Source organism: Streptomyces globosus (genome assembly GCF_003325375.1).
In the GTDB taxonomy this organism is placed as follows: domain Bacteria; phylum Actinomycetota; class Actinomycetes; order Streptomycetales; family Streptomycetaceae; genus Streptomyces; species Streptomyces globosus_A.
Window position 1 is genome coordinate 374,151 of sequence record NZ_CP030864.1, and the last position, 21,864, is coordinate 396,014.

Here is a 21,864-nt window from a genome sequence, read left to right on the forward strand (position 1 = left end):
TTCCCTGTTTGATAACCCTACAAGTATCTCGAGCCGTGGTTTCAGGCCGCATGGAATTGATACGGCATCTATGCCTAGTACGCTTCGAGTAATTCAGCGGGGCAAGGATCCGAGGCATCATGAAATTGTGCCTGCTCCGGGGGCGAATCTAACCCCGGCGAGATATGCTGAGGAGCTATCGAAAATTCGATGCATATGCGGCGGGGGTGGATGAATTTGGCGACGTGTTACCAAGTCGAGTTCCCCGACTATCTCGATGGCTATGAGGCTGAGACCGAGGCCAAAGGGTATCTGGTTGGGGTAGTGGTAAGCGCTGGGGGTCGATCCTTTGAACTTACGGTTTATGACCGGGATCGCCTGACCCAAGAAATCAATGACGAGTTGGCTTCGGATTGCTCCTGTTTCGCCGTGCCGAACTTGCTCGTCGTCCAATCGGTAACAAGATCCGAGATTTTGAGGGCCGTCGAGTCCCTAGCGAAGGGCGATTTTCGGAGCCTGGTGTCGAATTCAGTGGAACAGTAAGCCGAGTGCCGGTGTAGGGTGTGCCGGTGGCGCGTGATGTTGCAGTGTCAGTGTGGCGTCGCGCCGAATTGTAAGTAGCAAGAATTCGAAGCCCCGCTGGACAGCTTTCCCGGCGGGGCTTCTCTACATGGTGACGGCAGTGACGAGGCGGCAAGGGAAGTCAATCCTGCCAGTAGTAGAGGAGCGTGTGGATGTCCAGGGAGTGGCGGGAGCCGAAGTAGTAGACGTGCAGGCCTGTTACGTGCGTGGCGCCCGTCGAGGCGTCTATCCAGTGGAAGCCCGCGGATTCCAGGGCCGCTCGGGCCCGGGGATCGCCCTCGAAGTCGCCTGCCCAGGGGCCCAGGGTGCTGATCGAGACCTCGCGGCCGTCCGCGTACTCGATCACGTGGTACGTGCCGTCGCCCTGCTGGTGTGCTTCGCCGCAGTGGACCGGGGGTTTCGGGGCGAGGCCCGCCGCCGTCAGGGCCGCCGACGCGCGGTGGAGTTGGGCCTCCTGGTCGGGGCGTGCGGGCGGGTCCGTGCAGATCGCCTCCAGGCGCCAGCGCGGGTCCGTGCCGTTCCCGCAGTACGGGACGTACTCGTGCACGATCGCCCGCCGGACGTCCTCGTCCAGCCCCTCCACCTCGACCCGCGGCCGGCCCAGCGCCTCGTACGCGGCGCGCGCCGGGGCAGGGTCCTCGGTCAGGCGGTACAGGGCGTACGCCGCCCAGAGCGCGGCGTCGACCGTGGGGGCTTCGGCGAGGTACGCGCGCAGTCGGTCCGTGTCGGCCATAAGGTCCTGGGCGGCGTATGCGACTTCGGGGTCGGGGTCGGTCAGCGCGTCGGTGATGTCCTCGCCGCGGAGGTCGCGCAGGCGAATGCGCAGGGCGCGGACGGCGGGCTCGGCCTCGTCGAGGCCGTCGAGTGCGTCGGCCACGGCCGCGGCGCCGTGACGGTCCACCAGGGTCTCCAGGCACTCCCCGCCGGCCATCCGGTCGCGCCAGCCGGGGCGGAAGGCGAGGTCAGCCACCGCCGCGAGGGCCGTGAGGTCGCCGAGCCGGGTACGGGCCCGGAGGACGGGCTGCTCGATCCGGTAGCCGCGCTCTGCCCGGCGGTCCTCGTGGCGCAGCCACGGCAGCAGTTCCTCGCGGTCCGAGAGGAGGCCCAGGAGCTCCACGCGCACCTCGTGCGCGTCGTGCGGGTCGCGGACGCACGCCAGCAGCGCCTCCAGGTGCGTCTGCGGGACCCGGCCGTGCAGCGCCTCGGCGCAGGCCCGCCGCCGCCACGACGGCTCGGCCTGGTCCAGGGCGCAGTCGGCCAGCTCCTCGGCGGCGTACGCCCGGAGGCCGTCGCCGTTGATGCGGCCCGCTTCCGGAGAGAGTGCGCGGATATCGCGCCGGGGGCCGGTGCTCATGCGCCGTGCCGACTGGCCAGCAGCTGCACCATGCTGCTGTCCGCGGAGACGCTTTGCAGATCCGCTCCGGGGATGCGGCTGACGACCATGCGCCAGTCGGACTTCCGGTAGGACAGGAAGTCGGCCGCTGTCCGCTCGCCGTCCTGCTTCCAGCCGGCACGCTCCAGTGCCGCCCCGATCTTCGGCAACGCCTTCTCGGCGTCCGCGGACTTCGCCGTGCCGTACCAGTTGACCCTGTCCGGGTCCTTCACACCGCCCCGCTCGGAGGTGGTCATCGCCTGTGCGTGGTCCAGTCCGGCGGCGGCGAGGGCCTTGCGGAGGTCACCGTCGACGGCGACCCGGTCAATCGGCGAGCCACTCGTCGCGCCCGACGAGGACATGGACGCGGCTCCGCCGCACCCGCCCGACAGCAGCACCGCCGCAGCGGCTACGGCCACCACCACCGGCCTGTTACGCACGTACACCCTGACCCCCCCGTTTCGATGAGGACGGGAGTCTCGCACGACCGCACCCGTGCACACGAACGAAATCCGTGCTGCACCTGCGGTTTCGCGCCGGGGTGTCCGACGTGCCGTGCGCCGCGAAAGGCTTAGTCTCAGCCTAACGTTGACAGTCTGATCATCCGACTCGCGCAGTGGCGTCGGATCCGCTCCTGCCGAGCCGGGTGCACCGAAAGGCCCGTAACACCCCGTGCTTTCCCATCACCCGCTCCGCCTCCGGCGCTGGGCGCGGTTCGTCCTGCTGCCCGCCGTCGCCTCCGCAGTCATGGCGGCCGCCGCCACCGGGTGCGGGCCGAAGCCGGCTGCCGAGTCGAAGAGCAGCCCGACGCCCCGGCCGCCGTTCGCGCCCCCGAAGCTCGCGCCCGCCTGGATGTCGCCCACCGCGACCGGGAAGCCCTTCCACACCACCCTCCACGCGACGTGGCACACTGCGTCGGCCCTGTACGTGGGCCGCGGCAGCGGTGTCGAGATCCTCGACGCGGCCACCGGGCAGTCCAAGGGGAGCGTCCAACCCCCCGAGCCCGGCGCGACCCTCTGTGCCATGACGCCGACCCTGTCCGCGGACGGGCTGGGGGCGGTCGCCTGGATCAAGGGCGACCCGGAAGGGCGTGGCGCCTCGTGTGAACATGTGTCGCTGGTCGACACCGGCAGGGACGGCGCCGTCGTCTGGACGACGTCGGTCACCGGCTCCGCGGTGGCCGGGAAGCCGTTCACGAGCGAGACCGCGGCTCTCGGTTGGGCCGGCGACGTGCTCGCCGTCATGACGCCCAACACCGTGGTCGGCCTGCAGAAGGACCACAGCCGGGCGTGGGCGTGGTCCAACCCGGGCGTCGCCCGGCAGGAATTCGTCTACAACGACGACATGGCCGTCCGCGGGGACCGCATCACCGTCATGCTCAGTGAGAAGGGCGCACCGGCCAGGCCGAACTACTCCTTCGTGACCCTCGACGGCAAGGGCCGCCAGACCAAGCCCGCGGCAGAGCGTGTTCCGCTCGGCGACGGCATGTACCTGCACCTGGTGTCCGACCACCCCGAGGCACTCCTCGTCACGCCCCCCTCCGAGGCGGCGCCCGAGCTGCTGCTCCTGGCGGCCGACGGGGCCATCACGCGCCGCATCGCGCTCACCACCCCCGTCGGTCACGCCGAGTTGCGCGGCATCGGCACCTACTGGCGGCCGGACAGCATGTTCGACATCCGGTTCACCGACACCACCGTCTTCGTCACGGCGGGAAGCACCATCAGCGACACCCCTGCCCACGTGGCGGCGTTCGACCTGAAGACCGGGGCGATGCGGTGGAGCCGGCCCGTGGAGGCGGTGACCGTGCCCCGCCTTGTCGGTGCCGATGCGGACGCGGTGTACGTCCTCGGCGGGAGGACCACCTCCGACATGACCATGTACGCCTTCACCTCCGGCGACGGTACCCGGACGCCGATCAGCAGTGTGACCGCCCCGCGCACGCTGCTGCCGGTCACAGGTCTCGCGATCGACTACAGGGCGGGCAACCTCGCCATGACCGAGACCCGTGCGGGGATGTTCGGCACCCTGATGTTCCGCGCCCCCTGACGAAACCGGCAGGTGGCGGGGGTTCTCGGCCAGTCTTTCGGAACGTGTGCCGGTACGGCCGGATCCGGCCCTGCCGTCGACAGGATCAACAGGTAAGTCGGTCGGCGCCGTTGCGGAGGAACGTTGTGAGGACTCTCGCAGAGGACATGGTCTTGCTCGCCTTCGACGACGAGGGCGGCCGGCTTCCCGTGCGGCAGTCCCTCGCTCCGGCGGTGCGCGGGGCGCTGCTCGCCGAGTTGCTCGACGGCGGCGCCCTCGCCGACCGTGCGGGCACGGCCCGCGCCGCCGGGCAGGCGCCGCAGGACGCCGTGCTGCGGCGGCTGTGGGAGCAGGTCGGGGCTGAGCCGGACCGGAAGTGGCTGCACTGGGTCCGCAAGGACGGCCGGGAGTCGATCCGCGAGGTGCTGCGCGGCCTGGAGAAGGACGGGCTCGTGGAGCAGAGTACCGACCGGGTTTTCGGGGTGTTCCCGCTGAACAAGGCCGCGCTCACCGCGGACGGCGTCGCCGCCGCCCGCGGCGTACGGGCGGCAGTGGCCGCAGCTGCCGAGGCGGCGGGCGGCGCGGACGCCGGCCGGGGTGCCCTGCTGGCCGGGATCGCCCACGCGGGCGGCCAGTTGGCCGCCGCCCTGCCCGCCGACCGGCGCCGCGCCCTCAAGGACAGGCTGGCCGCCCTGTCCGCGGACGCCGCACCCGTGTCGGCGGCCGTGCAGCGGGCGGTGCAGGACCTCCAGGGCGCGGCCGCCTCCGCGTAGCCAAGGGGCCGGGCGTCAGATGCAGCCGCGTTCCCGTGCCAGCAGCGCGGCGGTTGGGCGGCTCGACGCGCCGAGGGTCCGCAGCCGGTCGGCGACGTGGCGCGGGTACGTCCGCGCCGACATGCCCAGCTGCCGCGCCCCGACCTCGTCCTTCCGACAACTCCGCCACCAGGTACCGCGCACGGGTGCGGCCCGCTCGTGGCGAAAGACCACCGCGCCACCCGCCGCGCGCCCGAGCACCCCCCGACCCGCCCTCCACCGGCCCGCAGGGCACGCACAGGACGGAGCCGGCCGCCCGCCGACCGAGAGGGTCGACGAGCGGCCGGCACCGCAGACCGGGGCAGGGCTTCGCTACGGGTGCACCTGCTCGACGAGACGGATCCGGCAGGAGGCGGCGCCCCGCTCCCCGCCGCTGTCGGGCAGCACCCAGAACGAGCCGTCGAAGTCGCGCCCGACCACCCGTACCTTGCTCTTCCAGGAGGGCGGCACGTACGTCCGGGCCGCCCTCAGCAGTTCGCCCAGCGCCTCCTCCCGCGTCCTGTTCCCGCTCACTGTCCTGATGACGGTGACGCGCCGCTGCGCGCCCGACTCCTCTTCGGCGATGACCAGCCAAGCCGGCATGGCCCAACCCCCTTCGTCTTGACGGCGTACGAACCCACGACCGGATCGGGTCAGGGCGAGGGCGAGGGACGGCGGCGCGTCAGCCCCGCCCGTCACACGCCTTGCAGTCCCCGCTCCCCTTGCAGCTGTCGCACTTCGCCCCGCTCCAGCCCCGGAACCCGGAGCCCCCGCAGGTCGTGCACTTCCCGTCGCCCTTGCAGCGCTGGCACATACCGGACCTCACTTCCGGCCCTTGGCGGGCGTGTAGACGCGGGCCTTCTCCCACCCGGGCGCCTTGTTCAGGACGGCGCCGAAGTACCGGTTCGGCGGGGTGGCCTGACCGTCGGGCAGGCGGCCGGCGCCCAGGGAGGGGCTGTACTTGCGGAAGATCGCAATGGCCTTGGTCAGGCAGTTGTTGTGGGTGACCTGGTAGCCGTTGGCCTTCATGTTCTCGTAGGTGCGCTGCGCCGCCCGCAGGTCGCCGCCGGGAGTGTTCGTGCACCGGTAGTGGTCGTAGAAGCCCTTGCGGTGCCCGCTGTCCGGCTTCAGGCTCGTGCGCAGCTTCTCCCACGTGCCGCCGGCGATCCAGCTGCCGTTCGGCTTGCCGGGCGCGGTGTACGAGTCGCCCTCGGCGTTCTCGGTCGCGCCCCAGATCCAGTGCCGGGAGTTCCCCGGGTCGCGGACGGCCCAGGCGATGTGCCCTGCGCCGCGCGCCCCCTCCGCGTCCTGGAAGAAGCAGACCCGCCCGCCCGCCGCGGCCTGCGCCTGCCCCGCGGGCAGCACGGCGGGGGAGGCGGCGCCGCACAGGACGGCGGTGAGCAGGGGCACCGCGAAGGCGGCGCGGCGGCGGCCTGCCCGGGTGAGTGATCGGATCACGTCGTTCTTCTCCTCTCCGGGTGAACCCCGGCCTGAGCGGTGCGTCCGTCGCACCGCCGGGAACGACAATGGCCGCGGGTCCGGGGCCGGAGGAGGGGTGGCGGCCGGTGGAATGCTGCACCCCCGGTTACACCGCTCCGACCTGCGCTTTCAGTGAGTCGGTGCAACATGTTCAGGGGTGTGGTCGCGTTGGGGAGTGCCGGGAGCACCGGGAGTGCCGGTCCGCCGTTCACCGAGTTGGCCGGGGCGTTCGGCGGGGCACTGGACGACTGGTCGGCGGCGGTCAAGGACGCCCTCGCCGCCGAGGGCCGGTACCAGAACTGGCTGGCGCGCAGGCTGGGCACGCCCGCGCCGAAGGTGTCGTTGTGGCTGCGGGGGCGGGAACAGGTCTGGCTGAGCGGCGCGGGCCTGCCCGGCGCGGCCACCACCCGGGCCATCGTCCGCGAACTCGGCCTGGAGGGCCCGCCGGCGGACCGCCTGGCCGCCCTCGCCGCCCGCATCGACGACCTCCAACGCCAACTGGAGGCCCTCCACCCCCGCGACTGGCGCAAACGCGCGGTGGAACACCTCCGCGGCACCGCCCCCGATCCCGCGGCCCCGGACGCCCCGCCCGCGCCCCCATCCGCGAGCACCCGCCCCGCACCGCCACGCAGGCGGCGCCGCACGGCATCCCGCCTGGCGGCAGCGGCCGCGACGGGCGTGGCGGCAGCAGCCCTCGTCGCCTACCTGGCCTCCGCCCGCACGACCCCGGACACCGCAATGCCCGCCACCGCCCCGCAGCCGGCGACGACCCCGCGGGCGGCAGCCCTCGAACAACCGGGTCTGGAGAAGAACACCCTTGGCGCCGACAGCCGCTGCGGAGAGCCCGTCCCCGGACCGGAGTCGGTGGTCTGGCGGGTGTGCGCCCGGGTGGACGCGGACCGCGTCGCGTTCGCCGTAAAACTCACGAACCAGGCCGACCGCGCGGCAACGGCCCGCGTCCGGGTCAAGGTGCAGTACGCACGGCAGAAGGCCTTCCACGCGTGCCCGGAGGCACCGAACCCGCAGCCCGTCGACGTCCCCCCGGGCCGCACGGTCATCACCGACCCGGCCCGCTGCTCGATCCCGCGCGAGCCGGTTCCGTACGCCTACCAGGGCGTCGGCTGGGTGGTCCCGCCGAACGCCGACGCCGGCTCGTACGAACTCTCCCCCACAGCCCACGTCCACCCGGACCGCACGATCTGGAAGCCCGACCTCCTGTGACGTACGGGCGCGGGGTGCGGGGCCGCCACGTCAGAAGGAATGGCAGGCCGGGCGCTCCCGGGGCCGGCCCGCCGGGTCGACGTCGTCGCGGAGCTCGTGGAACTCGCGCTCGGGGGCTCGGGTGAAGGTGCGCAGGGCATCGTCGGAGACATCCGGGGGCAGCCGCTCGGTCACGTGGCCGCGTCCAGGCAGCCGCGCCGCAGACGGCCGCCGGTGGTCCCACTCGTCATGACCGCAAGCCTGGAAGCCCCGTCCCGGGCTGCCCGCACACGCGCCCCGGCACTCCCGGCCCGATTCACCCGCTCGGCCCCGCGCGGGGACCTGCGGGGTGACGTTCCCGGGGGCGGCTGGATTGTGCGGGCGGTTGTTGCCGGGGGGTAGGGGGTGTGCCAGCATGCGAGGGCGTGATCGTGATCTTGGAGTCGGCTGTGGTGCCCCCGTGAGCGGGCCGCGGCGATCTGCTGACGAGAGGTGCGACGTTGAGTTCGTCTGCCGACACGGCACCATCAGCTGGAACGAATCCGTATGGCCAGGTCGGACGTCCTGAGTCGGCCCGCGTGCCCGGACAGGGCTCCCCGCCCGGCGGTCCCGGTCCGGACGGCGCCGCCGTCGATCCGGTCGCCGAGCGGTTCCACTTCCTCGTGAACGCCCCCGCCCTCTTCAACGCCGTCGTCACCGCGCTCGAATGGGATGTCTTCGGCCATCTCTCCGCCCACCCCGGCGCCTCCTTCGAGGAGCTGCACGCCGCCGTCGGCGTGCCGGCGCACTCCCTGCGGGTGCTGCTGCACGCCGTGTGCACCACCGGCCTGCTGGAGCGGGGCCCCGACGGCGGCTACCGCAACGCGCCCGCTGCCGCCGAGCTCCTCGCCCCCGACGGCCCGGACAGCTGGCGCCACATCCTCACCGGCTGGCGGGAGATCTACTACCCCGCCTTCTCCCGTATGAGCGAGGCCCTCGCCGCCGGCACCAACCTCGCGCTCGACGCGCATCCCGGCGACGAGCCGACGCTCTACCGCCGCCTCGCGCACGACCCGGAGCGGGAGGCGGTCTTCCATCGCAGCATGAGCGCGTTCACCCTCAAGAGCCTCGACGCGCTCGTCGAGACGGGGGAGTTCGCCACCGTGCGGCACCTGCTCGACATCGGCGGCGGCGACGGCACCACCAGCGCCCGGCTGCTCGCCCGCCACCCGGGCATGCGCTCGACCGTCTTCGACATCCCGTCCGTCGCCCAACTGGCAGCCGATGCCAAGGCCGAGGCCCGGGACCGCATCCGGCTGCACCCCGGCGACCTCTTCGCCGACCCCTTCCCGCCCGGCGCGGACGCCGTCCTCTTCAGCCACGTCCTGGAGATCTTCTCCGCCGGGCAGATCACGGAGCTGTTGGCCAAGGCGCACGCCGTCCTCCCCTCCGGCGGACGCGTGTTCGTCTACGGCTACAACGCCTCCGATGACGAGACCCGCGGCTGGTACTCCGCGCGCCTCTCCCTCTACCTCAACGTGCTCGCCAGCGGCCAGGGCATGGCCTACCCGGCCCGCGACTACGAGGAGTGGATGCGCCGGGCCGGCTTCGACGCCGTGCGCACCCGCACCGGCTACCCCTACGAGCACGGTCTGACCATCGGCACCAAGCCGTGAGCCGCCGGTTGCCCTCCGCCGGCCGCAGCCGGTTCCCCGCCGCCGACCCGGGGGCGCCCGCCACCGGCTCCCCGGTCCGCTTCCTGCTGTGGCTGGCGACCCGCCACCGCGCCGGCCTCGTCCTGGCCACGCTGTTCGGCGTGCTGTGCACCCTCGCGCAGGCGCTGGTGCCGGCGGCCGTCGCCCTCGGCATCGACCGCGGGCTGCTCCAGCGCGACCGCGACGCACTGCTGCTGTGGGGCGGGGCGGTCCTCGCCCTCGGGGTCTTCCAGGCCGTCGTCGGCATGCTGCGCGACCGGGCGTCGATCACGAACCGGTTCGGCGCCGTGTACGGGACCACCCAGCTCGTCGTCCGCCACGCCGCCCACCTCGGCGCCGACCTGCCGCGGCGGGCCTCCACTGGCTCCGTCGTCAGCGTCAGCGCCTCGGACGTCGGCCACCTCGGCACCGCCCTGGAGGGCACGGCGCGCGGCAGCGGCGCGATCGTCTCGATCCTCTTCGCCGCCGTGTTCATGCTGGTCACGTCCTGGCAGCTGGGCCTGGTCGTGCTGGTCGGCGTCCCGCTGATCGCCGCCGCCGTCACCCGGCTGATGCGCGTCCTGCACGGCCGCCAGCAGCGGCTGCGCGAACAGCAGGGCGCCCTCACCGACCTGTCCGTCGACATCATCGACGGGCTGCGCGTGCTGCGCGGCTTCGGCGGCGAGAAGACGTACGGCCGCCGCTACCGCGAGGGCTCCCAGGCGGTGCGCGCCGAGGGCACCCGCGTCGCGGCCACCGTCGCAGACATCGCCTTCCTGCGCGTCCTGCTGCCCGGCGCGCTGCTCGTCGCCATCGTCTGGCTCGGCGCGCACCAGGTGAGCACCGGCCGCCTCGAACCGGGCCTGCTCGTCGCCTTCTACGGGTACGCCGTCTTCCTCACCGACCAGCTCGGGCAGGTCACCGCCATGCTCGACCAGCTGACCCGCGCCAACGTCGCCGCCGGCCGCGTCCTGGACTTCCTGCGCCTGCAACGGGAACGGCCGGGCGGCACCCGCCCCCTCGACGACGACGCCGCCGCGGCCGGCCTCCCGCTGCACGACCCCGACTCCGGGCTGACCGTCCCGCCCGGCCGACTCCTCGCCGTCGTGTGCGGCACCGAAGGGGACGCCCGTACGCTCGCGGAACGGCTCTGCGGCCACACCGACTCCGCGGTCCTGCTTGGCGACACGCCCCTGTCCGCCCACCGCACCGACGACGTACGCCGCCACACCCTCCTCGCCGACAACGACGCGACCCTCTTCGCCGGCCGCCTCGGCACCGAACTCGACCCCCGAGACGGCGACCCCCGCGACGGCGACCCGGGCGGCGACGGCCCCCGAGACAGCGACCCCCGCGACGACCGCCCCCGCACCGAAGCCCTCCTCCGCGCCCTCGACGCCGCCTCCGCCCGCGACGTCGTCGACGCCCTCCCCGACGGCCTCGCCCACGAGACCACCGGCGGCCGCGAGTTCTCCGGCGGGCAGCAGCAGCGGCTGCGCCTGGCCCGCGCCCTGCTCGCAGACCCGCGGCTGCTCGTCCTCGTCGAGCCGACGAACGCCCTCGACGCCCCCACCGAGGGCCGCGTCGCCCGGAACCTCGGCCCCCACCGCGCCGGCCGGACCACCGTCGTCTTCACCACCAGCCCGATCGTCCTGGAACACGCCGAGTCGGTGGTGTTCGTCAAGGACGGCAAGGCCGTCGCCGAAGGGCGCCACCGGACCCTGCTCGCCGACCCCGACTACCGCGCCGTCGTCACCCGTGAGGTCCTGGCATGACCGCACCCGCCGCCACCGACCCGGACCCCGCCGCCGGCCTCGGCCCCGGCGCGGCCCCGCCCGCCGACCGGCTGCCCGTCGCCTCCCCCCGGGAGGTCCGCGCGCACGCCCGGCGGACCATGCTCCGGCACCGCGGCCCCCTGGCCGCGTCCCTCGCCCTGCACGCGCTGGCCTGCATCGCCGCGCTGGCCGCACCCCAGCTCCTCGGCCGGATCGTCGAGGACGCCACGCACGGCTCGCTCGCCGTCACCCCGGTCGCCCTCGCGATCTGCGCCGCGGTCGTCCTCCAGGCGGTGTTCACCCGCTTCGCCCGGCTGGCCTCCCTCCGCCTCGGCGAGACCGTACTGGCCGACCTGCGCGAGGAGTTCGTCGACCGGGTGCTGGCCCTGCCCACCCCCGTCGTCGAGCGGGCCGGCACCGGCGAGCTGGTCACCCGGACCACCCGGGACGTCGACGTCCTCGCCCTCACCGTGCAGCGGGCCGTCCCCGACACCCTCGTGGCGGGCACCACCATCGCCCTGACCATCGGCGCCGTCTGCCTGACCGACCCCCTGCTGGTGCTGCCCTGCCTCGTCGCCGTCCCCGTGCTGTGGCTGTCCACCCGTTGGTACCTGCGGCGCGCCCGCGCCGGCTACTTGCGCTCCAACTCCGCGTACGCCCGCCTCACCGACACCCTCGGCGAGACCGTCGCCGGCGCCCCCACGGTGGAGGCGCTCCGGCTCCAGGGGCGCCGCCGGCGCCGCACCGACGCGGACATCGCCGCCTCGTACGCTGCCGAACGGCACACCCTGAACCTGCGCAGCACCTACCTGCCGATCGCGGACACCGGCTACATCCTGCCCGTGGCCGCCACCCTCGTCATCGGCGGGCTGATGTACACCGAGGGGATGGTCGGCCTGGCCGCCGTCACCGCCGCCACCCTGTACGTCCAGCAGGTGATCGGGCCCGTCGACACCATGCTGTACTGGATGGACGAACTCCAGGTCGGCGGCGCCTCCATGGCCCGCATCCTCGGCGTCCGCGACGCCGCCGCCCCGGCGGCGGCAGCCCCGGCCACCGCCGCCCCGGACGAGGCCCCGCGGCCCGGCGGCCCCCGCGACGCCGCGATCGACGTCCAGGGCGTCCACTTCGCCTACCGGCAGCGGCAGGAGAGCCTCCGCGGCGTCGACCTGCACGTACGGCCCGGCGAGCGGCTGGCCGTCGTGGGACCCTCCGGCGCCGGCAAATCCACCCTCGGCCGCCTCCTCGCCGGGATCGACACCCCCGGCCGGGGCACCGTCCGCCTGGGCGGCGTGCCCCTGACACAGCTGCCGCCGGACGAACTGCGCCGCAGCGTCATCCTCGTCACCCAGGAGTACCACGTCTTCCGCGGCACCCTGGCCGACAACCTGCTCGTCGCCCGCCCCGACGCGGCCCCCGCCGACCTGGAGCGCGCCCTGCGGGCCGTCGCCGCCTGGGAGTGGGCGTCGGCGCTCGGCCTGGACCACGAGGTCGGCTCCGGCGCGGCCGAACTGCCCCCGGCCCGCGCCCAGCAGCTGGCCCTCGCCCGGCTGCTGCTGCTCGACCCGCCGGTCGTCGTCTTCGACGAGGCGACCGCCCTCCTCGACCCGCACACCGCGCGCACGGTGGAACGCGCCCTTGCCGCGCTCCTCGCCGGGACGGTCGTCTCCATCGCCCACCGCCTGCACACCGCCCACGACGCCGACCGGGTGGTCGTCCTGGAGGACGGCCGCATCACCGAGACCGGCACCCACGACGACCTGGTGGCGCGCGGCGGCGCGTACGCCCGGCTGTGGAAGTCCTGGCACGGCTGACGCGGCACAGGGCCGGCAGGGCCTCCGTCCCTCACCACGCCACGGGCAGCCGGTGCACCCCGTAGAAGCCCATGTCCTCGCCCAGCGGCACCTCCGACGGCGGCACGGCCAGCTTCAGCCCGGGGAAGCGCGCGAACAGCGCCGGGAACGCGATCCGCATCTCCGTGCGGGCCAGGTGCTGCCCGATGCACTGGTGCGCCCCGTGGCCGAAGGCGAGGTGCCCGGAGGCGGGGCGGGCGAGGTCGAGGCGGTCGGGGTCGGTGAAGCGCGCCGGGTCCCGGTTCGCGGCGGACAGCGACACCGTGACGGACTCCCCGGCGCGCAGCGTGCACCCCTCCACGACGACGTCCTCCAGCGGGGAGCGGGGCACCCCGAAGTGGAAGATGGTCAGGTACCGCAGCAGCTCCTCCACCGCGTTCCCGGCGAGCGACGGATCGTCCGCGAGCCGGGCCGCCTCGCCCGGGTGGGACAGCAGCGCGAACGTGCCGAGCCCGAGGGAGCCGGCGGTCGTCTCGTGCCCCGCCGACAGCAGGAGGGCGCCCACGCCGGCGACCTCCGCGGTGGACAGCTCGCCCCCTGCCGCGAGTGCGCTCAGCAGGTCGTCGCCGGGCGCCCGGCGCCGGTGCCGGGCCAGCTCCGTGAGGAACGCGTCCAGTTCGGCCATGGCTGCCTCGGCCTCGGCGGCGGTCGCACCGATCCGGAACAGGGTGGCGCTGTTGCGCTGGAAGGAGGCGCGCTCGCCGTACGGCACGCCGAGCAGCTCGCAGATCACCAGGGAGGGGACGGGCAGCGCGAACGCCTCGACGAGGTCGGCCCGGCCGCCGAGGGCGGCCATCGCCTCCAGGCGGTCCCCGACGATCTGCCCGATGCGGGGCGCCAGGGCCCGCGTACGGCGGGCGGTGAACCAGCCCATCAGGTGCCGGCGCAGCCGCGTGTGCTGCGGCGCGTCCATGTCGACGAGCCAGCCCGGCAGGGCGGGGCTGCCGTAGAACGGGTCTGTCCCCGGCCGGGCCACCGGCACCCGCTTCAGCTCCGAGCGGGCGCTGAACCGGGGGTCGGCGAGCACCCGGCGGGCCGCCTCGTGGCCGGTGACGAGCCATCCGAGGTGGCCGTCGGGGTAGCGCAGGCGGCTGACCGGGCCGCGGGTGCGCAGCGCCGTGAGCTCCGGCGGCGGGTCGAACGGGCGGTCCCGGTCGCGGGCGGTGGGGTGGACGGGAACGCGGCCGCTGTTCACGAGGAACCCCCCGGCCGCGCACCCGCTCCGGACCGCGGCCGGGCGTGCTCCCGGAGGAAGGCCCCGAGCCGCCGCACGCCCTCGTCGATCTCCTCCGGCTCCAGGTAGCTGCACGACAGCCGCAGCGTACGGGTGCCCCCGCCGCCCGGGTGGAAGGGCGCCATCGGCGTCCACAGCACCCCGTACCCGGCCGCGGACACCTCCAGCAGCCCGGCGTCCGCCGGCACGGGCAGCCGCATCCGGACGAAGAACCCGCCGCCGGGCCGGTTCCACTCCACCCCCTCCGGCAGCCCGGCCGCGCCCTCGCGGTCCAGCGCCCGCAGCAGGCGGGCGAGGTTGCGCCGGTACAGCGCGGACCTGGCCCGGCTCAGCTCGGCGAGCGAGCCGCCGTGCTCCAGCAGCATCCCGGCGATCAGCGCCTGGCACACCGGCGAGGTGTTGACGGTGACCGCGGTCTTCAGCCGCGCCAGCTCCGCCGCGAGCGGGACGGCCGCGGCCCCTGCGGTGGACACGGACTGGTCGGCGACGACGTAGCCGACGCGCGCCCCGGGGAAGCACACCTTCGCGAACGTCCCGATGTGCACGACCCGCCGCCCGCCGTCCAGGGCCTTCAGGGCGGGCAGTTCGGCGCCCGGGGGAGCGGTGAACCCGTACGCGTTGTCCTCCAGGACGAGGAAGTCCTCCTGCGCGGCCAGCTCCAGCAGCCGCGGCCGCCGCCCGGCCGCCATGCGGGTGCCGCCGGGGTTGGCGTAGTCGGGGGCGACGTAGCAGGCGCGGATGCGGCGCCCGGAGCGGCGGGCCGCCCGGCACGCCTCGGCCAGTGCGCCGACGTCGAGGCCGTCGGCGTCCTCGGGGACGGGCACCACCGCGGCGCCGAGCAGGCTGGCGGCGCTGGTGATGCCCACGAAGCACGGGTCGGAGACGGCCAGCACGTCCCCCGGGGAGGCGATCAGGGCGCGCAGCACGAGGAACATCGCCTCCTGCGCCCCGACGGTGATCACCAGCGCGTCCGGGTCGGCATCGATGCCCTGGTCGCGGCGGAGGGCGTCGGCGACGATCCCGTTGATCAGCCCGCGGGCCGGCCCGTACTCGTACAGCAGCCGGGCCGCCCGCTCCGGCCCGAGACCCGACGCGGCCGCGTGCGCGGTGAAGCGGTCCAGGTAGCGGGCGGTGTCCAGGCCCTCGTACGGGGCCGGGTGGGGGGCGCCGGGGGCGAAGGAGAGGGCGTCGGGGTAGCGGCCCATGATCTCGTTGAGGAAGCCGATCGACTCCAGGACCGGGTCCTGGAGCGAGGCGTGCAGCACGTCGCGGGGGAGGACGGTCATGCCGGGGCCCGTCCCGAACGCGCCCGGTAGCGCCCGGTCTTGGCCAGCACGTCGGGGCTGTGGATGCGGCGGGCCTGGACGACCGCGAACTCCGCCAGGTAGCCGCGCAGCAGCTCCAGGGGCTCCTCGGCCAGCGTCAGCATGGCCCGGTTGGCGGCCACGGCCGGCCCGGCCAGCTCGCGAACGGCCCGCTCGGCGGCCGCGTCGAGGGCGGCGGCCGGCAGCACCTCGTCGACCAGCAGGGCGGCCGCCGGGTCGGAGGTGTGGATGCGGCGCCCCGAGAGGATGACCTGCCGGGCCGTGCGGGCTCCGGTGAGGCGGGTGAGCCGCAGGTTGCCCAGGCCCGGGACGATGCCCTCGTCGGCGGCGGGCAGGCTCAGGAAGGCGCCCTCCTCGGCGATGACGCGGTCCAGGACGAGAAGGAGCTGCATGCCGCCGCCGATGGCGAACCCGTCGACGACGCCCACCCACGGCTTGCCGGCCGTGGCTCCGCCGGCGGCGGCCGGCCCCTCGCGCAGCAGGCCGCGGGCCAGCTTGTTGACGTAGCCGAGCTCCCGGCCGAGGAGGAACTCCACGAAGGAGATCCGGCCCGCGTGCAGCTCCTTGAGGTTGATGCCCGCGCTGAAGATCCGCCTCCCGGCGTGGCGCGGGTGGGTGACGGGCCCGCCGCGCAGCACGCCGACGCGGATCCGGTCGTCGAGGAGGGCCACGTCGACGGCGGTTTCGAGGTCGGCGATGAGCCGGTCGTCCTCCGCGTTGAGGCAGTGGCCGTTGCGGAAGGTGACGTACGCCCCCTCGCCGCGGCGTTCGAGCAGCACCGCGGGCAGCTCCAGCCGGTCCGTGCGCCGGAACTCCGCGAGGCGGGCCGCCGAGCCCGGCGCGGGCCGCAGCATGCTCTCGATCAGGTGCGTGCCCGCGGTCGGGGAGCGCAGCAGGGCGCCGAAGAAGATGCCCTGGTCGATCTCGCGACCCTCCTTGTGCGCCTGGAGGCCTGCGCGTTCCGCGCCGAGTCGGGCGGCGTCCGGTACGAGCCCGGGGAAGCGTACGGCGGCTTCCGCGGCCAGTTCGGGCAGCCGGGGGCGGCGCGTCCGCCCCGCGGTGAGCTCGTCGTAGACGGCGTCGGCGTGGCGGGCGAGGAAGGCGTGCCGGACCGCACGGCAGTCCTCGTGGAGGCTCTCGGCCCGCTCGGCCTCGGCGGCGGTCCGGTCGGGGCGGGCCGGCAGGAGGGCGAGCCTCCGCTCGGTCTCGGCGGCGTACCCGGCGAGCAGCTTGGCGTCGGCGGCGGGGTCCCCGCAGAAGCCCGGGTCTCCCGGGACGGCGTCGGGGTCGGGGGCGTCGGGGCCGCCGACGCGGGAAGCGCGGGAGCCGGGGGAGTCGGGGCAGGCCGCCGGGAGGTCCGCCTCCCGGCGCGCCGTCCCGTCACTCACCCGGCCCTCCCGCCGTGCCGCCCGGCTCCGCCGCAGCGTCCGCGGCCGCGGCCAGGCGGCGCAGTTCGCGGTCGCAGGCCGCCAGGTGGGGGCCCAGCGCCTCGTCGAACTCCAGGCTCTGCGCCTCCAGCAGCAGCTGCCGGCGGATCGCGAGCTCCCGGTCGGAGATCCGGCCCATCAGCACGGCCGCGGTGTGCGCGGCCTCCTCCGTGTCGTCCGCGAGCTGGTCGACCAGGCCCAGGTCGCGGGCCCGCACGGCGTCGATGTCGTCGCCCCACAGCACGATCTGCCGGGCGCGGGCCGCCCCGAGCTGCCGGGATATCCGGTGCACGGCCATCCCGGGCCAGAAGTGCCCGTCGTTGACCGGCGCGAGGAGCCGCAGGTCCGGCGACCCGATCCGGTAGTCGCTGACCAGCAGCAGGTCGAGGGCGGCCCCGCCGCACGCCCCGGAGGCGACGGCGATGCTCAGCGCGGGCAGCCGCTCCAGCCTCCGCACGGCCCGCTCCCAGCGGTTGATCTGCCGGATGTCCACCTCCCCCGGCCAGGCCCGCGTCCCGGCGGGCGCGTCGGGCAGCCGCAGCAGGACCACCGAGCCGTCGGCCCGCGCCTCGGCCCGGTCGCAAGCGCCGGTGACGGCGGCGGTCAGCTCGGGCAGCGGCTGCCGGGCGTCCAGTTCCAGGGTGGTGCACAGCCCGTCCGCGGGGCCGTCGGGCACGGTCCTCGCCGTCCCGTCGGCCGGTTCGCCCTCCGCGGGCGGCGGCAGCGTGTCGTGCGTCCGCATCGCAGTTCCCTTCGTCGTCGCGCCGCCGCCCGCCGTGCGGCCCGGGGTGCGGGTCACCACCGCGCCAGCGCCATCTCGATCGTCGAGCCGGGCCCCATCGTCATCAGCACCCCCAGGTCGCCGGGGCGGACCGCGCCCTCGGACGCCAGGCGCTGGTAGGAGAAGAGGAAGGAGCCGCTCGACAGGTTTCCGTGGTCGCGCAGCACGCCGGTGGTGTGCCGGACGTCGTGCCGGGTCAGCCCCAGGTTGACCCGGACGGAGTCCACGACCTTCTTGCCGCCGGAGTGCACCACCCAGTGGCCGATGTCCGAGGCCAGCAGCCCCGTACCGTGCAGCAGCCGCCCCAGCGCCGCCTCCGCGTGCGCGCCGACGACGTACGGGATGTCCGGGTCCAGCCAGAAGCTGAACTTTCCGTGCCCCTCGTCCCAGTCGTAGCGCATCGCGTCGGCGGCGTCGGGGATGATCCGGCTGGAGAACCGCAGCAGCGCCGGCGCCGGGGCCCCGCCCGCAGCCGGGCCGCCGCCGCCCGGCGCGGTGACGGCGACGGCCGCCGCGCCGTCCCCGAAGAGGCTGTTGACGACGGAGGAGCGCATCGTCCCGTCGAAGACGTACGCCGCCGAGCACACCTCCACGCACACCAGCAGCGCCAGCTCCCCGGGGTGCGTGCGGGCCCAGCCGGTGACCGCGCCCAGCGCGTTGAGCCCGGCGTTGCAGCCCATGCCGACGACGTCGAGGCGCGAGCAGTCGACGTCGAGGCCCATCTCCTTGATGAGCAGTGCGGAGAACCCGGGCGTCAGGAAGCCGGTCGATGTCACGCAGCACAGGTGGCGCACGTCCGACAGCCGCGCCCCGGTGTCGGCGAGGCAGTTCTCGACCGCCCGCCGCCCCAGCAGCAGCCCCTGCTCCGTGTGCTTGCGCAGCAGTTCGCCCTGCGTCTCCACCGCCCGCGAGCCGTCGGGGCCGGCGGCCGGGAGGGTCAGGCCGCGCCGCTCGATGGCGCTGTTCAGGAAGAGCGAGCGGACCCGGGGATCGGTGACGGCCAGCAGGTCGAGCAGCTCGCGCTGGCTGTAGCTGGTGTCGGGGACGGCCGTGCCGACCCCGGCGAGCCGGGCTGCGGTCCCCGTGTCCGGCAGGCTCATCCGAGGTAGTCCTCCAACCCGCCTTCGCGCACCGTGTCCAGGGTGAAGCAGTGGAAGCCCCCGCCGAACAGCCGCCGGTGCCGGTGCCGGACGGGAACCGCCGTGAAACCGTGCTTCTCCAGGGTCCTCGCGAGCTCCGGGCAGGCCTCGTTGACCAGCACCGTGTCCGGGCCGGCGGACAGCACGTTGAGGTCGATGAACGGGCTGGTCAGCACCAGGTCCTCGTCCTCGTAGCGGGGGAAGTTGTCGCCCTCCGGGGCGGGCGCGACGATCCGGTCCCACTTCCGCAGCGCCTCGGGCAGCTTCTCGGCGACGGCCTCCGAGCGCACGAGCAGGGTGCCGGGCCGCAGCGCGAGGACCATGCTGTCGATGTGGCTGTCGCTGAGCCGGTGCACGCGGTGGATCCGGAACCGGTCGCCCACGTGCCGCTCCAGCCAGTCGCAGGCCAGGGCGTGGTGCGCGGTGGAGACGTTGACGACGAGGTCGCGGCCGAGCCGCAGCACCTGCGCCGCGTCGAACATCATCTCGATGCCGACGTCGTAGGGGGAGGGGCTCGGCGTGCCGATGGGCTCCGTCGGGCCGCCGATCGTGCTCTCCCGGGCGTAGTCGAGGTCGAACGACGCGTCCGTCATCAGCGGGCGCGGCATCACCGTCCAGCGGGCGCCCTGCGCGAAGTACCGCTGGAAGACGGGGGTGAGGAACTGGGTCTCGAAGTAGCGGGAGCGGATCATCGGCGGCGTCTCGATGATCTCGTCGCCGAGGATCAGCGTGTTGTCGCGGATGTTCAGCGGCGGGACGACGGACGCGGACCACGCGGGGGTGCGCACCTCGCTGGTGCCGGGGTCGAGGTCCATCGGGCGGAGCACGGTGGCCCCGAGGGCGGTCAGGGCCGCCGCGATGCCCTCCAGGTCCTCGACGAGCTCGTCGACGTAGCGCTGCTTGATGGGCACCCGCCCCCGGCGGGACCCGTCCGGTCCGGCACTCCCCGGCCCGGCACCCCCCGGCCCGGCCCCGCCGACGGTGAGCCGCGGGTAGTACCACTCGGAGCGCGTCGTGTTGTCTCCGGCGATGTTGTCGTGGAAGAAGAGGTCGAAGGACAGCTCCCGCTCGTGGGAGGTGTAGTGCGCCGCCGAGCCGATGACCACCTCCTTGAGCGGGGACCATTCGTCGAAGCTGTTCAGCGTCATCGTGAGCTCCCTCGCTCGCTCGAAGTGCCCGTCCCGGCCGCCGTGCGCCCGGGCAGGGCGGGCAGCCCGGACCGCAGCGGCAGCGCCAGGGAGAGGTACTTGCCGTCCTCCTCCAGGCAGATGCCGTGCGCCACGCAGGAGCCGAGGAACTCCTCGACCTCCGCCCGCCCCACGGCCCCGCCGTCCGCTCCGGTCTCGCCGCCCAGTTCCCGGTGGATGCGGGCGGCGCTGCGCGGGGCGTCGCCGCACAGCTCGTAGGCCCGCGCCCGCCACCCGGCGAGGGTCGTCTTGCGGCGCCGGCCGCCCCGCGTGTCGAACAGGGTCAGCCAGTCCGGCCCCCGCCGGTACGTGAGGGTGGGCCGGTCCGCGGAGGCCCATTCCCGCCCCCACGCCTCGACGGCCTTGGCGAGCTCGGCGACGGCGTCCGGGGAGGCCACCTCCGGCGCCCGGTAGTCGAAGAAGTAGGCGATCCGGCCGTGGTCCAGGCCGGGCACCGGGAACGCCAGCCGGTAGGCGCTCTTCGGCCTGATCTCGCCCATCCCGAAGGACGGGTCGGTGAAGTACGGGCTGAACCGCTCCAGCCAGATCCTCCCGACGCCGGCGGGCGGCTCCAGATGCGTCAGCAGCGGTACGAGGGAGGCCTGGCCGGTGTAGTCCTCGTCGGTCTCGCCGGGGAAGCCGGCCAGCACGTTCCAGTCGACGCGGACGCCGTAGTAGTGCGCCCACTTGAGCAGCCGGACGTTGAGGAGCCGTGAGGAGCCCTTCCGCATCAGCCCGAGGACGTGCGTGCTGAGGCTCTCCAGGCCCGGCTGGATCTTCCACACCCCGGCCTCGGACAGCAGGCGCACCTGGTCCCGGGTGAGGTTGGCCTTCACCTCGAAGAACAGGGCGGTGTCCCACGGGGCCCCGCGCAGCCCCGAGCAGAAGGTGTCGAGGTAGGCCATGTCGAGGATGTTGTCGACGGCGTCGACCGCGAGGACCCGGTGCCGGCGCATCAGCTCCTCCAACTCCGCCAGCGCCCGCTCCGGGGACTTCGCCCGGTACTGCATGCCCAGCGCGTTGAGCCCGCAGAAGGTGCAGTGGTGCTTCGCACCCCACCAGCAGCCCCGGGAGAACTCCACCAGCAGCCGCTGCGTGTTGCGGCCGATCACGCGGTCCCGGCCGAGGGCGTCCAGGGCGGTGAAGTAGTCGTCGTAGTCGGGGATCGGCAGCTGGTCCATCTCGCGGGTGCGGGCGCCGGGGGAGGGGGTGGTCACCCGGCCGTCGGGGGTGCGGCCGCAGACGCCCGGGAGGGCGGCCGGGTCGGCGCCGCGCGCGACGGCCGCCGCCAGCCGGGGCAGCGTCACATCGCCCTCGCCGACGACCACGTAGTCGATGAAGTCGAAATTCCTCAGGTACTCCGGCCCCATGTCGCCGTCGTAGTTCGCGCCGCCGAACACGGTGATCAATTCGGGGCGGGCCTCCTTCAGACGGCGCGCGAGAGCCAGCGCGGCGACGTTCTGGATGAAGGTCGACGTGAATCCGACGATGTCGAATTCCGACCACATGCCGCGGGCGGCGAGTTCGTCGATCCACGCGGGAAGGCGGCGTCCGCGCAAATCGGCCACGCTGTCCCAGTCCGCGCCCGCTTCGGCGCACATTTCGGCCACTTCCGGGAAACGCAGCCGGTAATCCTCCACGTCCTCGGTCACCCCGAAGGCCGCCGTACCGAAGAGCCATTCGCCGAACAGGTGGACCCGTTCCGAAGGGGCCTCGGTGATCACCTCGTAAAGGCCCGTCCCCAGTTCGGCGGCCAGCTCCAGATTCGGGTAGACGCTCCGGGCGTCGTGGCCGAAGGAGCGGAGCGCGGCCTGGAGCAGCCCGCACTGGATGGAAGGGGTGTCCGTGCGCGCCCACGGCATGTTCACCAGCCCGATCCTCAGCGGCCTCGCCGGGACGCAGTCCGGTGGGAACAGGGGCTGGTCGATCAGTTTCAGCTCACCGCCGCCTGACACGATTCCTCCGTACGTCCGCTCCGGCAGGCCGGACCCCTCCCCGGCGGGCGGGGAAGGACCCGGGTCGCGCACTGGTCGGTCCGCGGC

19 protein-coding genes are annotated in these 21,864 nt (G+C 74.1%); 6 read left to right on the forward strand and 13 right to left on the reverse strand.

Going from position 1 to position 21,864, the window contains the following annotated elements:
* Positions 1-682 precede the first annotated feature (682 nt).
* Together C0216_RS32480 and C0216_RS32485 are read right to left on the reverse strand one after the other, a co-directional pair.
* Positions 683-1,915: a hypothetical protein gene (locus tag C0216_RS32480; protein WP_114059357.1), complete on the reverse strand. Its 1,233-nt coding sequence runs from the start codon at positions 1,913-1,915 to the stop codon at positions 683-685.
* Positions 1,912-2,373: a hypothetical protein gene (locus C0216_RS32485; RefSeq protein ID WP_162793380.1), complete on the reverse strand. Its 462-nt coding sequence runs from the start codon at positions 2,371-2,373 to the stop codon at positions 1,912-1,914. The genes C0216_RS32480 and C0216_RS32485 overlap by 4 nt, the downstream gene beginning before the upstream one ends.
* 232 nt (positions 2,374-2,605) lie before the next feature.
* Between C0216_RS32485 and C0216_RS32490 the strand changes: the two genes are divergently transcribed.
* Together C0216_RS32490 and C0216_RS32495 are read left to right on the forward strand one after the other, a co-directional pair.
* Positions 2,606-3,979 carry a hypothetical protein gene (locus tag C0216_RS32490; protein WP_114059359.1) on the forward strand — a complete coding sequence of 458 codons (1,374 nt, stop codon included), beginning with the start codon at positions 2,606-2,608 and terminating at the stop codon, positions 3,977-3,979.
* A 125-nt stretch (positions 3,980-4,104) separates the two neighbouring features.
* Positions 4,105-4,731, forward strand: coding sequence for a GOLPH3/VPS74 family protein (locus C0216_RS32495; protein ID WP_162793381.1), 627 nt, complete (start codon positions 4,105-4,107; stop codon positions 4,729-4,731).
* Between the two features lie 15 nt (positions 4,732-4,746).
* On the opposite strand, the gene C0216_RS32500 is transcribed toward C0216_RS32495, so the two are convergent.
* The 3 genes from C0216_RS32500 to C0216_RS32510 form a co-directional block, all read right to left on the reverse strand.
* Positions 4,747-4,944: a hypothetical protein gene (locus C0216_RS32500; protein ID WP_162793359.1), complete on the reverse strand. Its 198-nt coding sequence runs from the start codon at positions 4,942-4,944 to the stop codon at positions 4,747-4,749.
* Between the two features lie 138 nt (positions 4,945-5,082).
* On the reverse strand, positions 5,083-5,352 hold the full coding sequence (locus C0216_RS32505; RefSeq protein WP_114059362.1) for a hypothetical protein: 270 nt from the start codon (positions 5,350-5,352) through the stop codon (positions 5,083-5,085).
* A gap of 219 nt (positions 5,353-5,571) precedes the next feature.
* Positions 5,572-6,207, reverse strand: coding sequence for a Tat pathway signal protein (locus C0216_RS32510; protein WP_246043018.1), 636 nt, complete (start codon positions 6,205-6,207; stop codon positions 5,572-5,574).
* A gap of 180 nt (positions 6,208-6,387) precedes the next feature.
* Here C0216_RS32510 and C0216_RS32515 point away from each other — a divergent pair, with 180 nt between their 5' ends.
* On the forward strand, positions 6,388-7,449 hold the full coding sequence (locus tag C0216_RS32515) for a hypothetical protein (RefSeq protein ID WP_216827150.1): 1,062 nt from the start codon (positions 6,388-6,390) through the stop codon (positions 7,447-7,449).
* A 30-nt stretch (positions 7,450-7,479) separates the two neighbouring features.
* Here the strand turns inward: C0216_RS32515 and C0216_RS33745 are convergent, their stop codons facing one another.
* Positions 7,480-7,623 carry a hypothetical protein gene (locus C0216_RS33745; protein ID WP_162793383.1) on the reverse strand — a complete coding sequence of 48 codons (144 nt, stop codon included), beginning with the start codon at positions 7,621-7,623 and terminating at the stop codon, positions 7,480-7,482.
* 383 nt (positions 7,624-8,006) lie between these two features.
* On the opposite strand from C0216_RS33745, the gene C0216_RS32520 reads away from it, so the two are divergent.
* Genes C0216_RS32520 through C0216_RS32530 form a run of 3 tightly spaced genes read left to right on the forward strand, consistent with a single transcriptional unit; the run spans position 8,007 to position 12,690 of the window.
* Positions 8,007-9,083 (forward strand): methyltransferase, encoded by a 1,077-nt coding sequence (locus tag C0216_RS32520; RefSeq protein WP_114059364.1) that lies wholly within the window; start codon positions 8,007-8,009, stop codon positions 9,081-9,083.
* Positions 9,080-10,876 carry an ABC transporter transmembrane domain-containing protein gene (locus tag C0216_RS32525; RefSeq protein WP_246043019.1) on the forward strand — a complete coding sequence of 599 codons (1,797 nt, stop codon included), beginning with the start codon at positions 9,080-9,082 and terminating at the stop codon, positions 10,874-10,876. Before C0216_RS32520 ends, C0216_RS32525 begins: the two co-directional genes overlap by 4 nt.
* On the forward strand, positions 10,873-12,690 hold the full coding sequence (locus tag C0216_RS32530) for an ABC transporter ATP-binding protein (protein WP_114059366.1): 1,818 nt from the start codon (positions 10,873-10,875) through the stop codon (positions 12,688-12,690). Before C0216_RS32525 ends, C0216_RS32530 begins: the two co-directional genes overlap by 4 nt.
* A 31-nt stretch (positions 12,691-12,721) precedes the next feature.
* Here C0216_RS32530 and C0216_RS32535 read toward each other — a convergent pair whose 3' ends face one another.
* From C0216_RS32535 to C0216_RS32565, 7 genes are all read right to left on the reverse strand, one after another.
* Positions 12,722-13,924 (reverse strand): cytochrome P450, encoded by a 1,203-nt coding sequence (locus tag C0216_RS32535; protein ID WP_114059367.1) that lies wholly within the window; start codon positions 13,922-13,924, stop codon positions 12,722-12,724.
* Entirely contained in the window at positions 13,921-15,249 is a 1,329-nt protein-coding gene (locus tag C0216_RS32540) for a PLP-dependent aminotransferase family protein (RefSeq protein ID WP_114059368.1), read from the reverse strand. The genes C0216_RS32535 and C0216_RS32540 overlap by 4 nt, the downstream gene beginning before the upstream one ends.
* Positions 15,246-16,517, reverse strand: a complete 1,272-nt coding sequence (dpgC, locus tag C0216_RS32545) for a (3,5-dihydroxyphenyl)acetyl-CoA 1,2-dioxygenase DpgC (protein WP_428985511.1) — start codon at positions 16,515-16,517, stop codon at positions 15,246-15,248. Before dpgC ends, C0216_RS32540 begins: the two co-directional genes overlap by 4 nt.
* Positions 16,518-16,668: 151 nt before the next feature.
* Positions 16,669-17,457: an enoyl-CoA-hydratase DpgB gene (gene dpgB, locus C0216_RS32550; RefSeq protein WP_114059369.1), complete on the reverse strand. Its 789-nt coding sequence runs from the start codon at positions 17,455-17,457 to the stop codon at positions 16,669-16,671.
* Between the two features lie 53 nt (positions 17,458-17,510).
* Positions 17,511-18,596 (reverse strand): 3,5-dihydroxyphenylacetyl-CoA synthase DpgA, encoded by a 1,086-nt coding sequence (dpgA, locus tag C0216_RS32555; protein ID WP_114059370.1) that lies wholly within the window; start codon positions 18,594-18,596, stop codon positions 17,511-17,513.
* Complete coding sequence (locus tag C0216_RS32560) at positions 18,593-19,783, reverse strand: glycine amidinotransferase (protein WP_114059371.1); 1,191 nt, start codon at positions 19,781-19,783, stop codon at positions 18,593-18,595. The genes dpgA and C0216_RS32560 overlap by 4 nt, the downstream gene beginning before the upstream one ends.
* Entirely contained in the window at positions 19,780-21,777 is a 1,998-nt protein-coding gene (locus C0216_RS32565; protein ID WP_114059372.1) for a RiPP maturation radical SAM C-methyltransferase, read from the reverse strand. The genes C0216_RS32560 and C0216_RS32565 overlap by 4 nt, the downstream gene beginning before the upstream one ends.
* Between the last annotated feature and the right edge of the window lie 87 nt (positions 21,778-21,864).

Excerpts from the sequence above, each read along its gene's own strand:
- C0216_RS32480 (WP_114059357.1), bottom strand. The coding sequence starts at position 1,915 with ATGAGCACCGGCCCCCGGCGCGATATCCGCGCACTCTCTCCGGAAGCG.
- C0216_RS32505 (WP_114059362.1), bottom strand. The coding sequence starts at position 5,352 with ATGCCGGCTTGGCTGGTCATCGCCGAAGAGGAGTCGGGCGCGCAGCGG.
- C0216_RS32530 (WP_114059366.1), top strand. The coding sequence starts at position 10,873 with ATGACCGCACCCGCCGCCACCGACCCGGACCCCGCCGCCGGCCTCGGC.
- C0216_RS32540 (WP_114059368.1), bottom strand. The coding sequence starts at position 15,249 with ATGACCGTCCTCCCCCGCGACGTGCTGCACGCCTCGCTCCAGGACCCG.
- dpgB (WP_114059369.1), bottom strand. The coding sequence starts at position 17,457 with ATGCGGACGCACGACACGCTGCCGCCGCCCGCGGAGGGCGAACCGGCC.
- dpgA (WP_114059370.1), bottom strand. The coding sequence starts at position 18,596 with ATGAGCCTGCCGGACACGGGGACCGCAGCCCGGCTCGCCGGGGTCGGC.
- C0216_RS32560 (WP_114059371.1), bottom strand. The coding sequence starts at position 19,783 with ATGACGCTGAACAGCTTCGACGAATGGTCCCCGCTCAAGGAGGTGGTC.